Below are 16,877 nucleotides of genomic sequence, written 5' to 3'. Positions count from 1 at the left end.
ATTGGAGGACACGATGTTAGTAAAGTACAAGAATGACTACGAAAAGATAGCCATGGGTTTGCTTTCGTATGTTCCGGATCTGAAGCCATTGAATCATTTACAAACCGAAATGGCCTTGTATCAAAATGATCCAGAATACTTATTATATTTATGGCGACCAGAGGGTGATCGTGATTTTTCTGGCGTGGTGGGGATTCAATTGAGCAGTGATATTGTGCTCGTCCGGCACGTTTCTTTGATGCCTTCTGAGCGCGGCAGCCACCAAACGTACCTGATTTTTACCGAGCTGGCTAAACTATATCCGCACCAAAAGCTAATGGGGACGTTTGAAACCACGCCGCTATTGGTGAAGTGGGAACAGTCACAAAATCAAGAAGCTGAGGATAATCAATGAGTACACTGGGACTGACTTTCTCAGTACAGGATTATACCGGCCCGTTAGATTTATTGCTCCACTTGATTCGCCAGCAAAAAATTGATATTTACGATATTCCCATTGCTCAAATTACCAGTCAGTACCTGGATTATATTCACCACAACGCGGTGCTGGCGCTGGATTCGGCGGGGGATTATTTAGTGTTGGCTTCCACCTTAATGGCGATTAAGTCCAAAATGTTGTTGCCAAATAACCCGTTGACAGAAGAAACGGATGACGCCACCGAAGATCCGCGGGAAGGGCTGGTCAATCAACTGCTGATTTATGAAAGTTACCAAAAAGCGGCAGTGATATTACGGCAAATGGCAGATAAACGAGCATTATCATTTGATCGCCCGCCGCAGGCTCCACCGTCGGACACCGTCCAGCCTTTAGCACCGGGTCTTTTAACCATTGATGCCCTCCGCTTGACGATGGAACGGATCTGGCAGCGGGAACAACGGCCAAAGTTCCCCCAACGAACAATTCCGTTGGAGAAACACGTTATTGGCACGCAAATCAAACGGGTACGCCAATTTTTACGGGCAGTCGGGGCAAAGCGTGCCGTTCATTTTGAGCGACTATTATCGACAACGCCCTCAGTCGATGAAGTGGTCACGACATTTTTAGCTGTATTAGAAATGCTCAAAGATGAAGAGATTACATGTACCCAAGAAAGCTTTGGTGCCCCACTGTTCGTCCAGTGGCGCTCGGCGCAAAATGTCGCGAAGGGAATGATTTCATGAGTGAACAAGGCTATGAGGCGGCCTTGGAGGCAGTTCTATATGCGGCCGGCGAAGACGGTATGACATTACCCGACCTGGCAAGCACACTCAATATTGCTGTTCCGGCGATGCGCGAACAAATTACCCAATGGGGACAAAAATTACAATCGGCGTCAGACCGTGGCGTATATCTAGCCCATTTTGGTGAGCGCTACAAATTGGTGACCAAACCTCTTTTTGCGGACATGATTCGCAACTACCTGGTGGACGCCGGCAGCCGCCATCTTTCCCAGGCAGCAGTCGAAGTGGTGAGCATTGTGGCGTATCAACAGCCCATCACGCGGATTGAAATTGATGAGATTCGCGGAATTCACAGTGCGGGTGCGCTGCAGACATTACTGGCCCATGACTTGATTGCTGAAGCAGGGCGTAAAGATGCACCAGGACGGCCGATTCTGTATCAGACGACACCGGCGTTTCTCGATTATTTTGGATTAACGGCGCTCAGTGACTTGCCGCCGCTGACTCGCAGCCGGGCTGATATAGGAGAGTCCTCGGATCTCTTTGCGACATTCAACGCAGAACTCGGCGACACGGATGAATCAGCATCAGCTGACTCAGAAAAGGAGTAAGAAAACACATATGAGTGAACGATTACAGAAGGCCATTGCCAATGCCGGGGTCGCATCCAGGCGGCGAGCAGAAAAATTAATTGCGGCGGGTCACGTCACAGTCAACGGTGCAATAGTCACTGAAATGGGTGTTAAGGTTGATTCCAGCGATACCATTGAAGTGGACGGCGTGCCGCTTTCCCAGGAAAAAAAAGTGTATTATCTGCTTTACAAGCCCCGGGGGGTCGTGACGACTGCCCACGACGACAAGGGGCGCAAAACCGTGGTGGATATTTTAAGCGATGTACCAGAACGGGTCTATCCTGTGGGCCGGCTGGATTATGACACATCAGGTCTGCTGTTGTTAACGAATGATGGCGATTTGGCTAATGGTTTAATGCATCCATCGTTCCAAATCGATAAGACTTATGTGGCCCGGGTCAAGGGTGTCCCGACTCCCGATGCTTTACGAACACTGACGCATGGGGTGGTATTGGATGGACGCCGGACACGCCCCGCCAAGGTGAAGGTCATCCGGACAGAGCAGGCCAAGCAGTACACAATCGTCCAGATCACGATCCATGAAGGTTGGCACCATCAGGTCAAGCGGATGTTTGAGGCGGTTGGTTTACCCGTAGAAAAACTGATGCGTGAAAAGTTTGCCTTTTTGGATCTTACCAGTTTGACAGCGGGTGAATATCGTTCACTGCGGCACGAAGAAGTGCACCAGTTATACGCATTGTTGGAAAAGCAGAAGTAGATTTGCTTGTCAAAAGTAAGTATATTGGTTATACTGTCTTTAAAATAAAATATTTGGTTTGTCTTCAGGGCAGGGTGTAATTCCCGACCGGCGGTAAAGTCCGCGACCTGCAGTGAATACTGCGGCTGACCCGGTGCAATTCCGGGACCGATAGTAAAGTCTAGATGGAAGAAGATATGCAAGGAAGAGGAGACAAGCATATTCTGTTTGGCTCCTCTTCTTTTCCTGAAGCAGCCTCGCATTATGGAGGGTGTTAACAATGCAATCAAACCGTTTGGAAAAGGCGATTGGTATCGCCGTATTTGGCGCATTAGCTGCCTCGATCATGTTTATTGAGATCCCGGTGGGTGGTTTTCTCAAGCTCGATCTCAGTGATGTGATCGTGTTACTGGCCATGAGTATTTATGGTGTGGGTGCCGGAATTGGCGTCGCCGCGATGAAAGTCGTGGTGCACTTTATCTTGGCAGGAGCCAGTGTTGGTGCATTAATTGGCGACACAGCGGCCTTTATTTCCTCAGTAGCCTTCGTGGTTCCGCTATACTTCCTGTTCATTCGGCACACCGGTAACTGGTGGGAGCGGACACTGGCTGCAGCGATAGCCACCGCCAGTTTAACTATCATCATGGCGCTGTTGAATTGGGCAGTATTGGTGCCGCTATACGCAGCTGTGATGAACTTTAATCTGGGCACAGCGATGTCCACTTATATCTTGACGGTGGTAGTGCCATTCAACCTGCTCAAGGGAGTCGTGTTAACGGTGGTATTCCTGCCATTTTATAAGATTGTGCCATGGATGATTCGCCGCCGCACAATGGTGCACTAAAAGTGTATTAATAATAGAGGACCTAAGCGACAATTCGTCGCAGGGTCCTCTATTTTCTTTTCGCATTTTCAATTTGTATAATGAATTGATGGCGCGTTTTTCGGTGGATCAGGAGGAAATGGGTGTCGATTACGGAGAATTGCTTGCACTGGGCAGTCTTTATAGGCGGTTTTGAAGGCGGCCAGTTGCTCCGGGGAAATCGGTGTTTGTCCCGTGTTATGATCTGCCTTAGCGAAAGCAACTCCGTCCTCATCGTAATCATAAAGTGCGGGGGCATGCAGTGCACATAGTCCGCAGGCGATGCAGCGTTGCCGGTCGATCTTGGTGTACCAGTCAGTTTTGGACGGCTTGTCCGTCATGAATGACCATTCTTTCTAAAATTCAATTATTTGCGAGGAGCGACATGATGCCGACGTTTTTAGTTCAGCTATTTCAAAAGCGGCATGTTCGTCCAATTACGATGTATCATATTTTACGCGGAAAACGAACTTTTTCCAATTTATATGCAGCCTTCATCAATGATTTATTACCGTATTGGGGGTTGCTTCCCCATCTGGAACGAGCAGCTTACGAAAAAGAAATCCAATCATTGATTCGGCGAAACCAGTTGGTTGCTGACCCGGACGGTTATTTGACTGTGACGGACACGACTGAGATAGACCAGTCCCCGATGTGGTGGCCGCGGCATGTGGCGGGATTAGTCATGCCCCCGTATCGGGAGAGCGGTGACTTATTGACGTTGGCGGTGCAGTTGCTCAGCCAGCTGAGCCAGCATGATCCTCATTTTGCTCCAGTCACACCGCATATACTCATTCAACAGCGGGTGAAACAGTGGTATCGGCAAGTGGCCCAGTCTCACTTGGCGGCGGTCACAGCCGAGCTGGCCGACTTGCTCGATCAGTTACCGCCAATACAAGCCCTGGTGGTCGTTAATCGGTTCATGGGCCGCAATTTAGATGTCGCTTCGTGGGATGACTTAGCTAAACAGTGCCATTTAGACCCATTTATTGTGCAGCTCATGTGGGTGGACGGAATCGCCCAGCTTTATACACTGTGCCAGCAACCGCAGAATCAATACTGGCGGCCATTGTTTCCGCCACCCACCGCCGCTGTCACGGCGAGTGCTCAAACGACGATGCAGTTATTACCTGGGCGAACGATCCATCAAGTGGCGGCAAAGCGCCGTCTAGCCGAAAGTACGATTCGTGAACATATTCTAGAAGCGGCCATGCTGGGTGATCAAGTATTAACCGAAACACCGGAATGGGGACTGGCACCGGTCGGGTGCGACCATGTCCAAGATTTTTTCCGTGATCGGTTGAGCGCTATCGCGGCACGACGAATGAAAGAGGACATCATCGATGAATGATTTAAGGGCTGCCTTGCAGCGTTACTTTGGTTTTTCCGCGTTTCGCCCCGGACAAGAAGCAGTGATTAGCGGCCTATTATCAGGGAAAAACGTGTTGGCGGTTTTACCCACGGGTCAGGGAAAATCGCTGACTTATCAATTGCCTACATTGATGACTGGACAGCTCACCATCGTGGTGTCACCATTACTCGCATTGATGAATGATCAAGTGCAACATTTGCAGGAAATGGGGGTGAAAAGGGCGGTGGCCTTGAACAGTATGTTAGAGCGACAGGAACAGCTGGCTATTTTAAACCATCTAGACCGGTGGCAATTCATTTTTGTTGCGCCGGAGACCCTCTCGCGCCCGGATGTATTAACCGCTTTCGCGCACTTTCCCATTGGTCTTTTCGTGGTCGACGAAGCCCATTGCATCTCTGAATGGGGACCGGATTTTCGGCCGGCCTTTTTACAGCTGGGAACGATCATCCAGCGTTTACAGCCGCGCCGAATTCTCGCATTGACCGCGACGGCTGCGCCCCGGGTACAAGACGACATCAAGCAACGGTTAGGGTTGTCGCCGGCCACCACCTTGGCAATTGTGCATTCTGTGAACCGTCCCAATATTTGGTTGGATATTTGTCCGATCAATGATGAGCAGGAGAAGCTGACGGTTTTACGCCGGCTGCTGCGAATTATTCCCGGTAGTGTGATCGTGTATTTTAATCGCAAAAAACGCGCTCGGGAAGTAGCCGCGGCCCTGGCAGCGGATGATATTGCGGTGGGTCTTTACCACGGCGACCTTGATCCGCTCAGTCGGCGCAGTTTGCAAAATCAGTTTCTTCATGGGCGCATCCGGGTAATCTGTGCCACTGTAGCGTTTGGTATGGGAATTGATAAGAACGATGTGCGGGCGGTCATTCACTTTGCCCCACCCAGCAGTTTAGCTGGTTATCTGCAGGCGATAGGGCGCGCTGGTCGGGATAACTTACCTGCCGCGGCCATCAGTCTGGTGGGACCGGGCGATATCCCCCAAATGTTGGCGGATGCGGAGCGGGGCTTTCCGAGTGCCGGCTTGATTCAGACTTTTTTTGCCGACCCCAGCCAGTTTCAGCATGACGAATCCGCAGAAATTGTGTTACTGCGCCGCTATCAGCACTTTGCTTCGGCGGCGACTGTGCAAACTCTATTGCAAAATACTCAGGCGACGCGGCAAGCCGCTGCTCAGCAAATGGCTCGATTTTTTACCGCACCAGCCACCGTCTGCCGCCGACAGTTGATCGTCAATGCTTTTGATCCGCACCCCATGACTGTACGCCACGATGCGCATTGTTGTGCAGTCACACAGCCACCGCAGCTTTTCGGTCAATTATCTAAATTCCCTTGGCCGGCATTGTCCCCGTCGTCCGCAGCGCTGACTCCCTCTGTCTTATCGGTGGCGGTGCGGTTAAAAAAGTTATTTCCTGCGCTCCCTCAGTCTTAAACAGGATATTCGGCGGCATTTACTGTCCGGAATTTTATCGTTTTTTTAGGATTCACTATGGTATGATATTAACAGTAAGAAAGTGTAAAGGGGGTTCGATCCGTGAAACATGATTTCGATGATGACAAACCGAATAAGACGTCATCCACAACGACAGACAAACGGGTAGATGGCGATGGTGATCAACCCTGGCAAAAGAAATTCATGGATGATCGGGACGATGACGGGAATCTTTCGCGTGTCGCTTCTCGTCACCGCGATAAAAATATGACTAGTTTTGCCGTGATTCTAGCGGTTATTTTGGGGTTATTGATGGTTTCGCCGATGGCCTATTGGGCAATTAAATCGCACAATAGCAATGAGAGTGTCAACGCTAATAAGATTACGATGGCATCTTCGGAGAAGGCCAGCAAAGCGGCCGCTTCTTCTTCTGAAGCAGCCGCGGCGGCTAGCTCTCGGGCGGCTAAAAAGAAGGCTGAAGAGCGTGCTCAGTCGCGGTCTGAAGAAAAGAAGAAAGAAACATCTTCTTCGACGTCCCAGTCCTCATCTCAAGAACCCGCTCAGAGCAGCAGTGCTCCGGCTGCCAGCGACTCACAGCAAGCCGCTGCTAGTTCGTCAGCACCGCAACAACAGCAGAGCAGTGCGCAGCAGCAAAGTAGCAGCACGCAAGTGGCCGCTGGTGGTTCTTATACTGTGAAAGCAGGGGACAATCCCTATCGGATCGCAGTGAATCACGGCATGACGTTACAGGAATTATATGCATTGAATCCCACGGCACAAAACGGTATCATACCCGGTATGGTATTAAAGGTTAAATAGTCATTTGTATGCCGGCTCCTCCGGTGATATCCGGGGGAGTTTTTTTGAGGGTTTTCAACATGCAAGATAGGAGAATTAGTTCGTGCAAATTGCCATTGATGGCCCCGCTTCGGCGGGCAAGAGTACGATTGCCAAACAGCTGGCAGCCGATCTGCACTTTATCTATTTAGATACTGGTGCAATGTATCGGGCAGTGACCTGGTGGGCGCTGCAGCAAGATATTCCATTAGCTGATGAAAAAAAGATTTTAACCGCCTTGGACGATGAACCGATTCGATTCATTCCCGCACCCGGTGGTCAGCGGGTCGAATTGTTTGGCCACGACATCACCATGGCCATTCGGTCTGAAGCTGTGACCAATAATGTCTCCCAAGTTTCGGCATTGCCCGGCGTGCGTACCGAAATGGTGAAAAGGCAGCGGGACATCGCTGCCGGCCAAAACATTGTGATGGATGGTCGGGATATTGGCACCACGGTGCTGCCCCATGCGGATGTCAAGATTTTCATGGTGGCCAGTGTGGCAGAACGTGCTAAACGGCGATTCAAGGATAATGCTGAAAAAGGGATTCACGTGCCCTTAGAAAAATTAGCGCAAGAAATTGAAGCGCGCGACTTTAAAGATTCACATCGCACTGAATCACCGCTCAAGCAGGCGCCAGACGCCATCAAAGTGGATACGACGAGTCTTACAATTCCGCAAGTGGTGGCAAAAATTACAGCAATCATTCAAAAAAAGCAATAGATGGGCCATAAATAAAACGTAAGTGTAGCATTCGTGGTCATTTTCAAGTAGAATAGAACTTGATTGTAAGTCGTTAAGGAGGATTTTTTCATGGACGAAGAACAAAAGAACAACGAAGCTGAAGGCAGAAAATTGATGGAGAATGCCTTAAAGAGCGTCCACGACGTCAAAGTCGGCGATGTCGTTACCGGTGAGGTGTTGGCCATCGATGATGATAAGCAACTTGTTGTGGGTATTGAGGGCACTGGTGTAGAGGGTGTCGTACCATTCAAGGAGTTGACTGCTGACCGTAATGCGGACATCAACGAATTAGCAAAAGTTGGTGATAAGCTTGAACTCGTCGTCCTCTCAACGATTGGCAAAGATAAAGAGAACGGTAGTTGGTTATTATCCAAGCGTCGGTTAGAAGCCCGCAAAGTATGGGATCAAATCGAGGAAGAATACAAAGCTGGTCACACGATTCAAGCCAAAGTGACGAACAATGTTAAGGGTGGTTTAGTTGTTGATGCTGATGGCGTCCGCGGCTTTATCCCTGCTTCCATGGTGGAAGATCGCTATGTGGAGGACCTTTCCCAATATAAGGGACAAGAGTTGGAACTGGCTATCGTGGAGATCGAGCCTAGTGAAAACCGCTTGATCCTCTCTCATCGTGCTGTCGTTAAGAAGCAAAAAGAGGCTGAGAAGACTGCGTTGTACGAAAAACTACAGCCTGGTGATGTCGTTGAAGGCAAAGTTGCACGGTTAGTCAACTTTGGTGCCTTTGTCGATCTTGGCGGTACGGATGGTTTGGTCCATGTTTCCGAAATTTCATATGACCATGTGGATAAACCTTCCGATGTATTGAAGGTTGGCCAGGAAGTCAAAGTGAAGGTGTTGAATTTGGATCCGGAACGGGATCGGATTTCCCTTTCGATTAAAGCCACATTACCCCAGCCTTGGGACGATATTGAAGAGAAAGCACCGGTTGGTGCCGTCTTGGATGGTGTTGTGAAGCGATTGGCGACATTTGGTGCGTTCGTTGAAGTATTCCCTGGTGTGGAAGGTTTGGTCCACATCTCTCAAATTTCCCATCGGCACATTGCTACCCCTGGTGAAGTCTTGAAGGAAGGCCAAGATGTTAAGGTCAAGGTCTTGAGCGTTGATCCGCAACAACATCGTTTGGCATTATCTATTAAGGCCTTGGAAGAAGATACCACTGGTGAAGACGAGGGTGAACAACCCCAAGAAGACCACACTGAACGTAACGAACGTTACGCCCGTGCGGAACATAATATTCACAATGCCAGTGCTAATCGCGGTGGTAGTGATCGGCGCAATGCCCGTCGTAATGACCGGCCTGCGCAATCACGCCCTAGCAACAATTCGGCAGTGAACGCTCCCGGTGAACAAGAAGAAGATACTGGTTTCTCCTTGGGTGATTTAATCGGCGGTGCATTGGATCAATTCAAGTCCAACAAGCCCGATACCGATGACGAAAAGAACGACGACAAGTAATTTGCGTTTAAATATGGCCGTCAATGTCTTCGAACTTGGCGCCATGCTCAACAATTGAGGACCAACTCGATAAGGGGTTACAAGCCACTGTGGCTCGTAACCCCTTATCGTATTGGTCAAAGTTTTGACTTTTGACAGAAGGGAAGTGGCAGCATGAGTAAACCCGTCGTGGCGATCGTCGGCCGCCCAAATGTCGGTAAATCGACAATTTTTAACCGCATTGCGAAACAACGAATTGCGATTGTAGAAGACGAACCTGGGGTGACCCGAGACCGGCTATACGCACCAGCAGAATGGTTGGGACACGTGTTTTCACTCATTGATACCGGGGGTATTGACATAGATGACGCACCGTTAATGACCCAAATCGTCGCCCAAGCGCAAATAGCGATGGAAGAGGCCGATGTCATTGTGTTCATCGTGTCCAATCCAGAGGGCGTCACCGATGCGGATGAACACATCGCGCAGATGCTTTACAAAACGGACACCCCTGTGGTATTGGCTGTAAACAAGGCAGATAACCCTGAACAACGGCAAGAAATTTACGACTTTTATTCTCTCGGTCTCGGTGATCCATACCCCATTTCAGGAGTTCAGGGTACCGGCTTGGGCGATTTGTTGGATGCCGTGGTTGCCAAGTTTCCGCAGCACCAAGACACACCAGAAGACGCCAGCGTTCACTTCAGCGTGATTGGCCGGCCCAACGTGGGTAAATCATCTCTGGTGAATGCATTGCTGGGGAAGGAACGGGTCATTGTTTCCGACATTCAAGGGACAACTCGGGACGCCATCGACTCTCGTTTCCAGGATGAAAATGGCCAGGAATTTACGATTATTGATACTGCGGGTATTCGCAAACGCGGTAAAATTTGGGAAAATACCGAAAAGTATGCCGTTTTGCGGGCGCAAAGTGCGATTGAGCGCAGTGATGTCGTTTTGGTTGTCCTGAACGCTGAAGAGGGTATCCGCGAGCAGGATAAACATGTGGCTGGGTTGGCCCATGAAGCCGGCCGGGGGGTCATTATTGTTGTGAACAAATGGGATACGATCCACAAGGATACCCATTCTATGCAGCAATTCACTGACGCGATCCGGACGGAATTCCAGTATTTGGATTATGCACCGATTGTGTTTGTCTCGGCCAAGAGCACGCAGCGGGTCAATACACTGCCCGCTTTGATTCAGAAGGTTGCAGAAAATCATGAGCGACGAATTTCTTCCAGCGTATTGAACGATGTCTTGCTCCGGGCCATTTCCGTGACGCCCACGCCGACAATCAATGGGAAACGCTTGCGAGTCTATTACATGACCCAGGTAAAGAGCGGTCCACCCACGTTTGTGGCATTCGTCAATAACCCCGATCTGGTGCATTTTTCATTCCAGCGTTTTTTGGTCAATCAGTTGCGTGCAGCGTTTGATTTTTCGGGGACACCGATTGTCATTATCCCCCGTCAACGAAAATAATCTTTAGGTATACCGAACTATGGTGGATATATTTTCATGAAAGTGACAAATTCGCCGCTATGACGCATTTTTTCGACGAAAATCCTTGCTACTGCGGGCTTGGTATGCTATTTTTAGAAATGAAGTAGTGATTGCACGGCAAACATTATTTCTCACTTTTGTTCACACAAAAGTGATACGTTCTGGTGAGCAATCACCTATGCGTAGGAGGTGAATCCCAACATGGCAAATAAAGCAGAATTGATCGACAATGTCGCAGCAAAGACCGGCCTGACAAAGAAGGACGCTACTGCAGCTGTTGACGCCGTATTCAGCACAATCCAAGCTTCCCTGGCAAAGGGCGACAAGGTCCAACTGATCGGCTTTGGTAACTTTGAAGTGCGCGAACGTGCCGCACGTAAAGGCCGCAACCCGCAAACGGGTGCTGAAATCAACATTCCCGCAAGCAAGGTGCCGGCATTCAAGCCCGGTAAGGCGCTCAAGGATTCAGTTAAGTAGGCGCTTTGCGTCTGCGCCGCGATTATTACAATGGCGGCAATATGCTGGTAAATCGCCAATGACCTACGAGAGTAGAGCATTGGCGATTTGCGTATACACGTGTTTATAATAATGATTATCCACATTAAGGGGGCATGGCGGCGATTAATACCGTTTTGCGATCGAATGTTCGTCATTTTGTTGACACACGACAGTTATAAGAAAGTTAATTGAGGTGGCTTATGTCATATTCAGAACAAATGCTGACCAAACTGCAGGAAGATCATGATTGGCCCAGTGCCAAGAAACTGTTTGCCTTGGCACTGCGGCATGACGATGATGACACGTTGTACGACTTAGGGACACAATTGTATCAACTTGGGTTTAACCCTCAGGCAAAACGTATTTTTGAAAAATTGCTGCGTGCGCACCCCACAGAAGATGAGTTGCGGACTTACCTTGCAGACATCGCCGTGAGTGCCGGCGATAATGACGCCGCCTTAAACTACCTGGATGCAATTCAACCCGCCTCAGATGATTATGTGGCAGGGTTAATGACCAGTGCAGATGTGTACCAAGCCATGGGTATCCCAGAAGTCTCTGAACAGAAGCTAAAAGAAGCCAAGCGTCAAGCGCCCGATGAGCCGATCGTGGACTTTGCTTTGGCTGAACTTTACTTTTCTCTGGGACGTTTTCAAGAAGCCTTGCCGTACTACCAAAATGTCCGTGCAGCAGGCGAAGAAGAGGTCGCAAAAGTGGTGATCGGCCAGCGCATCGGTGCCACGTTGGCCGGGATGGGGGAATATGAGGAAGCCATCAGTGAGTATCAGAAACTTCCCCGAGAAGCCATGGACGCTGATACGACCTACCAGTTAGGTGTCCTTTATGTGGAAACAAAGCAGTATCAGCAAGCGGTGGACACATTAACGGCGCTGCAACAAAGTGATCCAGATTATGCTGGCTTGTATCCCTATCTCGCCAAAGCCCAAGCGGCACTTAATCAATTAGCCGATGCGTTGAGTACCGTTCAAATTGGTCTGGGGTTTGATGAGTTCAACACCAATCTTTACCATCAGGGGTTTGACTACGCTACCCGGCTAGATGATGAAGATCACGCCCTAGAATTTGCCCAGGAGGCTCTCGCGCAAGATCCCGACGATCAAGACATGATTCTTTCCCTCAGCAATTTGTATGTCAAAAACGGTGATGATCAGGCCAATATCGACTTGATCACCACCGCTGCGCAAAACCATGAGTTGGATCCGCAAATGTACTGGAATATTGCCCGGTCCTATGAACGCCAGGACAGGATGACGGACGCCAGAGAAAACTTCTTGCTGGCCTATCCGCATTTTCGGGAAAATGCCGATTTCATGCACGATCTGGTCTTGTTTTTCCAAAGTATTGCTGCCCGCAAAGAATTGTTAGCGGCCCTCAAGCAATATCTGAAACTGGTGCCAGACGACATGGCGATGCAGGCAGCTTACGATGAACTGCTGGCTGAACCATAAGCGGATTACCGCCGGGCAAATAATTTGCGGGCGGGACGCTTATAAGTGAAGCCTTCCCCCAGTGCCTCGTGAACATCGACGATAGTTACGAAGGCCCGCTTGTCCTCTTCTTCAATCAAGCGGCGCAAGTCGGCCACTTCACTGGGTGACACCACACAGTACAGCATCTTTTGCGGTGTTTGGTGGAAACCGCCGGAGGCATCCAGATAGGTGACTCCGCGTTCCAGTTCATCCATGATCCGGGTGGCGATTTCCGTATGTTTCTTGGAAATGATGAATACCCCGCGAGCAGAATAGGCTCCCTCCATGGTTTGATCCACGATGCGGGAAAATACGAAAGAGGCCAGTAGAGTATACATCATGTGTTCAATATCTAGGTAACTTAGTGAACTGGTCAACACAATCACATCAAAGATCAGCAATGTTCGACCCATGGGGATTCCCCGTTCCTGCTCAAGGATTCGGGCTAACACATCACTGCCGCCAGTGGTGCCCCCAAAGCGATAGATAATACCAGATCCAATCCCACCAAACAGTCCCGCTAAAATACCAGCAATGAAGAGGTCATGGTGTAGATTCAGGTTTTGCACGAAGGCCAATCTTTGCCATACCCATAGTCCGGCAGAGAGCATCCCGGTACCGTAAATCGTATAGGCCAGCGCCCGTTTACCCAAGAATTTGTAACCCAGAATGATCAAGGGAATATTCAAAAAGATCGTGGAGTAAGCCGGATCAATATTGAACCAGTGTCGCAAGATTAGGGTGATACCGGTAATACCGCCTTCGGTAAGATTGTTTTTGATGTTGACGGCGACCAAACCAAACGCATAGAAAAAACAGCCAAAGCCAATGGCGATCAGATCCCGAACGGTTTTAGCCAGTTGTTTACGCCACATGAAATATTCCTCCTCGTGGGTGACTAATTAATGGAACGACTTTCTGAAAGCAACACTTCAGCTGATTGCCGCTCGCTGTTACCCTTTGTCTGTCTATGTTACTATGTTTTGCGGGTAGATGGGTAATTTTCCCGTTATCTTTCACTGAGAAAGCAGGTTGAACCATGCAATTGTCACCTTTACCGTCTGAGTTCCAGGCGGCCTTACCAGTTTTAAGCGCCCTGAACGACCACGGCTACGAAGCATATTTTGTCGGTGGTGCCGTCCGGGACGCGTTGCTGCACGATCGAATTCATGATGTCGATATCGCCACCAGTGCATACCCCGCTGAAGTCAAGAGCGTTTTTCGGCGGACGGTGGATACAGGGATCCAACATGGCACTGTCACGGTGTTATTGGATCACGATCAATATGAGGTGACTACGTTTCGCACGGAATCAACATACCAAGACTTTCGCCGCCCGGATCATGTGACTTTCGTCCGTTCATTAAAGGAAGACTTGAAACGGCGCGACTTCACCGTCAACGCCTTAGCCATGGATCAACATGGCGAGATCACTGATCTCTTTGCCGGTCTCAGTGATTTGCAGCATCATATTTTGCGGGCCGTCGGCAAACCGGAAGAAAGGTTCCATGAGGATGCTTTACGCATGATGCGGGCCGTGCGTTTTCAAAGTCAATTGGCGTTTACTCTGGATCCAGCGACGGAGCAAGCCATTGCCCATCATCACGGACTTTTAACAAAGATCGCTGTGGAACGCATTAATATGGAATTTGTTAAAATGATGGCCGCCAAAGATCGTCGATTGGGACTGAAAACATTTCTGGATACCCAATTGTTCACCGCTTGCCCTGGTATGGATGATCAAGGTGCGGCGTTGGCGACGATGTTGGCAGACAAACCCCAACTGTTGCTGCAAAGCGGCAGTGTTTGGTTACGGGTAGCGGCCGCTTTGACGTTACCTGAAAAGGCAGTCGAGCGGTTTATGCGCGCCTGGAAGACGACCAACACGGAACGTCGGCAAGTCAGTCAACTGCTTCCCATCCTGAAAAAAATTACTGCGCATCATCTCACGGATTGGGATCTGTATACCGCTGGCGCTGATTTATTAACCGTGTTAGTCCCTGTGGCAGAACAGATGGGTTTGACCACTGCCGCTTTAGCCACCCGTTATCAGCAGTTACCCCTGCATCAGGCACGGGATTTGGCAATCAGCGGGCGCACGATTACTGAGTGGTTTCCACAGGTTCAAGGCCCCCAAATCGGTGCGTTGTTACACCTGGCTACACAGGCAGTCGTCGCTGGCCAAGTCCCCAATGATGCCGGGGCTATCCGGCACTTTTTAGAACAGCACGCGGAAGGGGTCTCATTGTGAAAGCATTACAAGCAACTGGTCTGGCTTATTCCTATGGCGACAAAACACTTTTTACGGATTTGAGTTTGACAGTAACACCCGGTCAGCGCATTGGTTTGATTGGTTTGAACGGAGTGGGAAAATCCACTTTGTTAAAAATAATTGCCGGTCAAATTGCACCTGAGCAGGGTAGTTTGACGACTGCCAAAGACTATCAAATCAACTTTTTACCCCAACGTCCCGTATTCCCTGCGGGAGCCGATGTCCAAACTGCGGTATTTGCCGGCACCAGCCAAGAGTTCCAACTGGTGCGCGATTACGAACGGGCACTAACCCAATATGAACAAGCCCCCCACGACCAGGATGCCGCAAAGCAATATTTTGCGGCGGATGCGCAGATGACCAGTCATGATTTATGGACCATCGAGGCAGATGTCAAAAGTATTCTCACGCAACTTGGAATCGGTGATATGAATGCGCCGGTTGACAGTCTTTCCGGCGGTCAGCAAAAACGAGTGGCCCTGGCACAGGCACTGATTTCACCCGCCGATTTATTGTTGCTGGATGAACCGACTAACCATCTGGACTATCAAACTGTCGATTGGTTGGAGAAACGGTTGCTGGCTTATCCTGGCGGCATCGTCTTTGTCACCCATGATCGGTATTTCCTGGATCATGTCGCTACAGATATTGCCGCGTTGCGCAGTGGTCAACTGACCATGTATCAGGGCAACTATCAGGCCTATGTGGCCCAGGAAGCCGCTGCCGAAGAACGGGAGAGTGCTGCTACCCACAAGCAGCATCAGCTTTATCGGCAGGAACTGGCCTGGATGCAAGCCGGGGCACAAGCCCGCACCACCAAGCAGAAGGCCCGGATTGAACGGTTCAAACAGTTATCGACCAATATTGCCAATACCCCGGAAAAAACGGGTACCGTAGATATTGCAGCAAACACCCACCGTTTGGGTAAAGAGGTGTTTCATCTTGATCAGGCTAGCGTTACCGTGGGAGATCACCATATTCTTCATGATTTCTCATGGCGGGCCACACCCCACGCGCGTGTCGGCATTACCGGCATCAATGGGGCAGGCAAAACCACCTTTTTGAACGTGTTAGCCGGCAAGCAACCATTGCAAAGCGGCACCCTGCAGGTGGGGGAAACAGTTCACTTGGCCTATTATACCCAGCAAATGCCCGCGATTCCTAAGGACAAGCGGGTCATCAGTTATATCACCGATACAGCCAGCAGCCAAACAATCAATGGTGAAACAGTGTCCGCCAGTCAGATGCTAGAACGCTTCTTATTTCCGCCGCGGATGCATGGCCTGCTCATTTCCCGACTTTCCGGTGGTGAACAGCGCCGCCTGTATTTGTTGAAGCTGTTGATGGGCGGTCCGAATGTCTTACTTCTGGATGAACCCACTAATGATTTGGATATTGAAACACTGACGATTTTGGAAGATTATTTGGATACCTTCCCGGGAGCTGTCATCACCGTGTCCCATGACCGTTATTTTCTTGCTAAAGTGTGCGATGCCATGCTTTGGTTTGCTGGGAATGCCCGAATCATTCCTTTTACCACCGATGTGAATACTTTCTTACAGCGATTGGCTGCAGAACACGCAGACGCGGCCGCCAGCGCAAACGCCCAAAAAACGGCCGCCGCCAGTGCCGCTGTCAAAAGCGTACCTGACCAGACCAAGACAAAGCTGACATATGCGGAAGAAATCGAGTATCATAAACTCACCAACCAAATTGACCAATGGGAACAACAGCAGTCTGCGGTGGAGAAAGAAATGGTCGTCAAGGCGCAGGACTATACTGCGGTGAGTGATCTCCAACAACAGTATGATGCGTTGAGCGCTAAACTCACACCAGCAATGAAGCGGTGGGAATATTTGGCTGATTTTGCAGAAGACTAACAATATTTAAATTGGAAAGCGGGTAGTGTATG

The 16,877-nt window shown here is 49.7% G+C and carries 17 protein-coding genes and 1 riboswitch; of the genes, 15 read left to right on the top strand and 2 right to left on the bottom strand.

The window, feature by feature from the left end:
- The first annotated feature begins 13 nt into the window (after positions 1-13).
- From FD09_RS02760 to FD09_RS02740, 5 genes are all read left to right on the top strand, one after another.
- Entirely contained in the window at positions 14-394 is a 381-nt protein-coding gene (locus tag FD09_RS02760) for a hypothetical protein (protein WP_057818080.1), read from the top strand.
- The gene (locus tag FD09_RS02755; RefSeq protein ID WP_057818078.1) at positions 391-1,161 is read left to right on the top strand and encodes a segregation and condensation protein A; all 771 of its coding nucleotides are present in this window, start codon (positions 391-393) and stop codon (positions 1,159-1,161) included. Before FD09_RS02760 ends, FD09_RS02755 begins: the two co-directional genes overlap by 4 nt.
- Positions 1,158-1,772 (top strand): SMC-Scp complex subunit ScpB, encoded by a 615-nt coding sequence (scpB, locus tag FD09_RS02750; RefSeq protein WP_057818076.1) that lies wholly within the window; start codon positions 1,158-1,160, stop codon positions 1,770-1,772. The genes FD09_RS02755 and scpB overlap by 4 nt, the downstream gene beginning before the upstream one ends.
- A gap of 10 nt (positions 1,773-1,782) precedes the next feature.
- Positions 1,783-2,511, top strand: coding sequence for a pseudouridine synthase (locus tag FD09_RS02745; protein ID WP_057818074.1), 729 nt, complete (start codon positions 1,783-1,785; stop codon positions 2,509-2,511).
- 56 nt (positions 2,512-2,567) lie between these two features.
- A riboswitch (FMN riboswitch) is annotated at positions 2,568-2,691 on the top strand.
- A 79-nt stretch (positions 2,692-2,770) separates the two neighbouring features.
- Entirely contained in the window at positions 2,771-3,334 is a 564-nt protein-coding gene (locus FD09_RS02740; protein WP_057818072.1) for an ECF transporter S component, read from the top strand.
- Between the two features lie 68 nt (positions 3,335-3,402).
- Here the strand turns inward: FD09_RS02740 and FD09_RS02735 are convergent, their stop codons facing one another.
- Positions 3,403-3,693, bottom strand: a complete 291-nt coding sequence (locus FD09_RS02735; RefSeq protein WP_057818070.1) for a ferredoxin — start codon at positions 3,691-3,693, stop codon at positions 3,403-3,405.
- A gap of 47 nt (positions 3,694-3,740) precedes the next feature.
- On the opposite strand from FD09_RS02735, the gene FD09_RS02730 reads away from it, so the two are divergent.
- The 8 genes from FD09_RS02730 (at position 3,741) to FD09_RS02695 (ending at position 12,672) form a co-directional block, all read left to right on the top strand.
- Positions 3,741-4,703 carry a YpbB family protein gene (locus tag FD09_RS02730; RefSeq protein WP_057818067.1) on the top strand — a complete coding sequence of 321 codons (963 nt, stop codon included), beginning with the start codon at positions 3,741-3,743 and terminating at the stop codon, positions 4,701-4,703.
- The gene (locus FD09_RS02725) at positions 4,696-6,165 is read left to right on the top strand and encodes a RecQ family ATP-dependent DNA helicase (RefSeq protein WP_057818065.1); all 1,470 of its coding nucleotides are present in this window, start codon (positions 4,696-4,698) and stop codon (positions 6,163-6,165) included. Before FD09_RS02730 ends, FD09_RS02725 begins: the two co-directional genes overlap by 8 nt.
- A 102-nt stretch (positions 6,166-6,267) precedes the next feature.
- The gene (locus FD09_RS02720; RefSeq protein ID WP_057818062.1) at positions 6,268-6,984 is read left to right on the top strand and encodes a LysM peptidoglycan-binding domain-containing protein; all 717 of its coding nucleotides are present in this window, start codon (positions 6,268-6,270) and stop codon (positions 6,982-6,984) included.
- An 82-nt stretch (positions 6,985-7,066) separates the two neighbouring features.
- Positions 7,067-7,726, top strand: a complete 660-nt coding sequence (gene cmk / locus FD09_RS02715; RefSeq protein ID WP_057818060.1) for a (d)CMP kinase — start codon at positions 7,067-7,069, stop codon at positions 7,724-7,726.
- Between the two features lie 90 nt (positions 7,727-7,816).
- Positions 7,817-9,220: a 30S ribosomal protein S1 gene (gene rpsA / locus FD09_RS02710; RefSeq protein ID WP_057818058.1), complete on the top strand. Its 1,404-nt coding sequence runs from the start codon at positions 7,817-7,819 to the stop codon at positions 9,218-9,220.
- 153 nt (positions 9,221-9,373) lie between these two features.
- Positions 9,374-10,684: a ribosome biogenesis GTPase Der gene (gene der, locus FD09_RS02705; RefSeq protein ID WP_057818056.1), complete on the top strand. Its 1,311-nt coding sequence runs from the start codon at positions 9,374-9,376 to the stop codon at positions 10,682-10,684.
- 222 nt (positions 10,685-10,906) lie between these two features.
- A complete protein-coding gene (locus tag FD09_RS02700; protein WP_057818054.1) occupies positions 10,907-11,182 on the top strand; it encodes an HU family DNA-binding protein in 276 nt (91 codons plus the stop codon).
- 221 nt (positions 11,183-11,403) lie between these two features.
- On the top strand, positions 11,404-12,672 hold the full coding sequence (locus FD09_RS02695; RefSeq protein ID WP_057818052.1) for a tetratricopeptide repeat protein: 1,269 nt from the start codon (positions 11,404-11,406) through the stop codon (positions 12,670-12,672).
- Between the two features lie 5 nt (positions 12,673-12,677).
- Here FD09_RS02695 and FD09_RS02690 read toward each other — a convergent pair whose 3' ends face one another.
- Positions 12,678-13,568, bottom strand: a complete 891-nt coding sequence (locus FD09_RS02690; RefSeq protein WP_057818050.1) for a YitT family protein — start codon at positions 13,566-13,568, stop codon at positions 12,678-12,680.
- Positions 13,569-13,732: 164 nt separating this feature from the next.
- On the opposite strand from FD09_RS02690, the gene FD09_RS02685 reads away from it, so the two are divergent.
- Together FD09_RS02685 and FD09_RS02680 are read left to right on the top strand one after the other, a co-directional pair.
- Positions 13,733-14,944: a CCA tRNA nucleotidyltransferase gene (locus FD09_RS02685; RefSeq protein ID WP_057818048.1), complete on the top strand. Its 1,212-nt coding sequence runs from the start codon at positions 13,733-13,735 to the stop codon at positions 14,942-14,944.
- Positions 14,941-16,845, top strand: coding sequence for an ABC-F family ATP-binding cassette domain-containing protein (locus FD09_RS02680; protein ID WP_057818046.1), 1,905 nt, complete (start codon positions 14,941-14,943; stop codon positions 16,843-16,845). Before FD09_RS02685 ends, FD09_RS02680 begins: the two co-directional genes overlap by 4 nt.
- The last annotated feature ends 32 nt before the right edge of the window (positions 16,846-16,877 follow it).

The organism is Schleiferilactobacillus perolens DSM 12744, from assembly GCF_001435585.1.
Lineage (GTDB): Bacteria > Bacillota > Bacilli > Lactobacillales > Lactobacillaceae > Schleiferilactobacillus > Schleiferilactobacillus perolens.
Note: the sequence above shows the minus strand (reverse complement) of the source record. Positions and strands in the feature narration are given on the sequence as shown.

Bases quoted from the DNA above. Each gene is read 5' to 3' on its own strand.
- FD09_RS02760 (WP_057818080.1), top strand. From the start codon at position 14: ATGTTAGTAAAGTACAAGAATGACTACGAAAAGATAGCCATGGGTTTG.
- FD09_RS02755 (WP_057818078.1), top strand. From the start codon at position 391: ATGAGTACACTGGGACTGACTTTCTCAGTACAGGATTATACCGGCCCG.
- scpB (WP_057818076.1), top strand. From the start codon at position 1,158: ATGAGTGAACAAGGCTATGAGGCGGCCTTGGAGGCAGTTCTATATGCG.
- FD09_RS02745 (WP_057818074.1), top strand. From the start codon at position 1,783: ATGAGTGAACGATTACAGAAGGCCATTGCCAATGCCGGGGTCGCATCC.
- FD09_RS02740 (WP_057818072.1), top strand. From the start codon at position 2,771: ATGCAATCAAACCGTTTGGAAAAGGCGATTGGTATCGCCGTATTTGGC.
- FD09_RS02735 (WP_057818070.1), bottom strand. From the start codon at position 3,693: ATGACGGACAAGCCGTCCAAAACTGACTGGTACACCAAGATCGACCGG.
- FD09_RS02730 (WP_057818067.1), top strand. From the start codon at position 3,741: ATGCCGACGTTTTTAGTTCAGCTATTTCAAAAGCGGCATGTTCGTCCA.
- FD09_RS02725 (WP_057818065.1), top strand. From the start codon at position 4,696: ATGAATGATTTAAGGGCTGCCTTGCAGCGTTACTTTGGTTTTTCCGCG.
- rpsA (WP_057818058.1), top strand. From the start codon at position 7,817: ATGGACGAAGAACAAAAGAACAACGAAGCTGAAGGCAGAAAATTGATG.
- der (WP_057818056.1), top strand. From the start codon at position 9,374: ATGAGTAAACCCGTCGTGGCGATCGTCGGCCGCCCAAATGTCGGTAAA.
- FD09_RS02700 (WP_057818054.1), top strand. From the start codon at position 10,907: ATGGCAAATAAAGCAGAATTGATCGACAATGTCGCAGCAAAGACCGGC.
- FD09_RS02695 (WP_057818052.1), top strand. From the start codon at position 11,404: ATGTCATATTCAGAACAAATGCTGACCAAACTGCAGGAAGATCATGAT.
- FD09_RS02690 (WP_057818050.1), bottom strand. From the start codon at position 13,568: ATGTGGCGTAAACAACTGGCTAAAACCGTTCGGGATCTGATCGCCATT.
- FD09_RS02685 (WP_057818048.1), top strand. From the start codon at position 13,733: ATGCAATTGTCACCTTTACCGTCTGAGTTCCAGGCGGCCTTACCAGTT.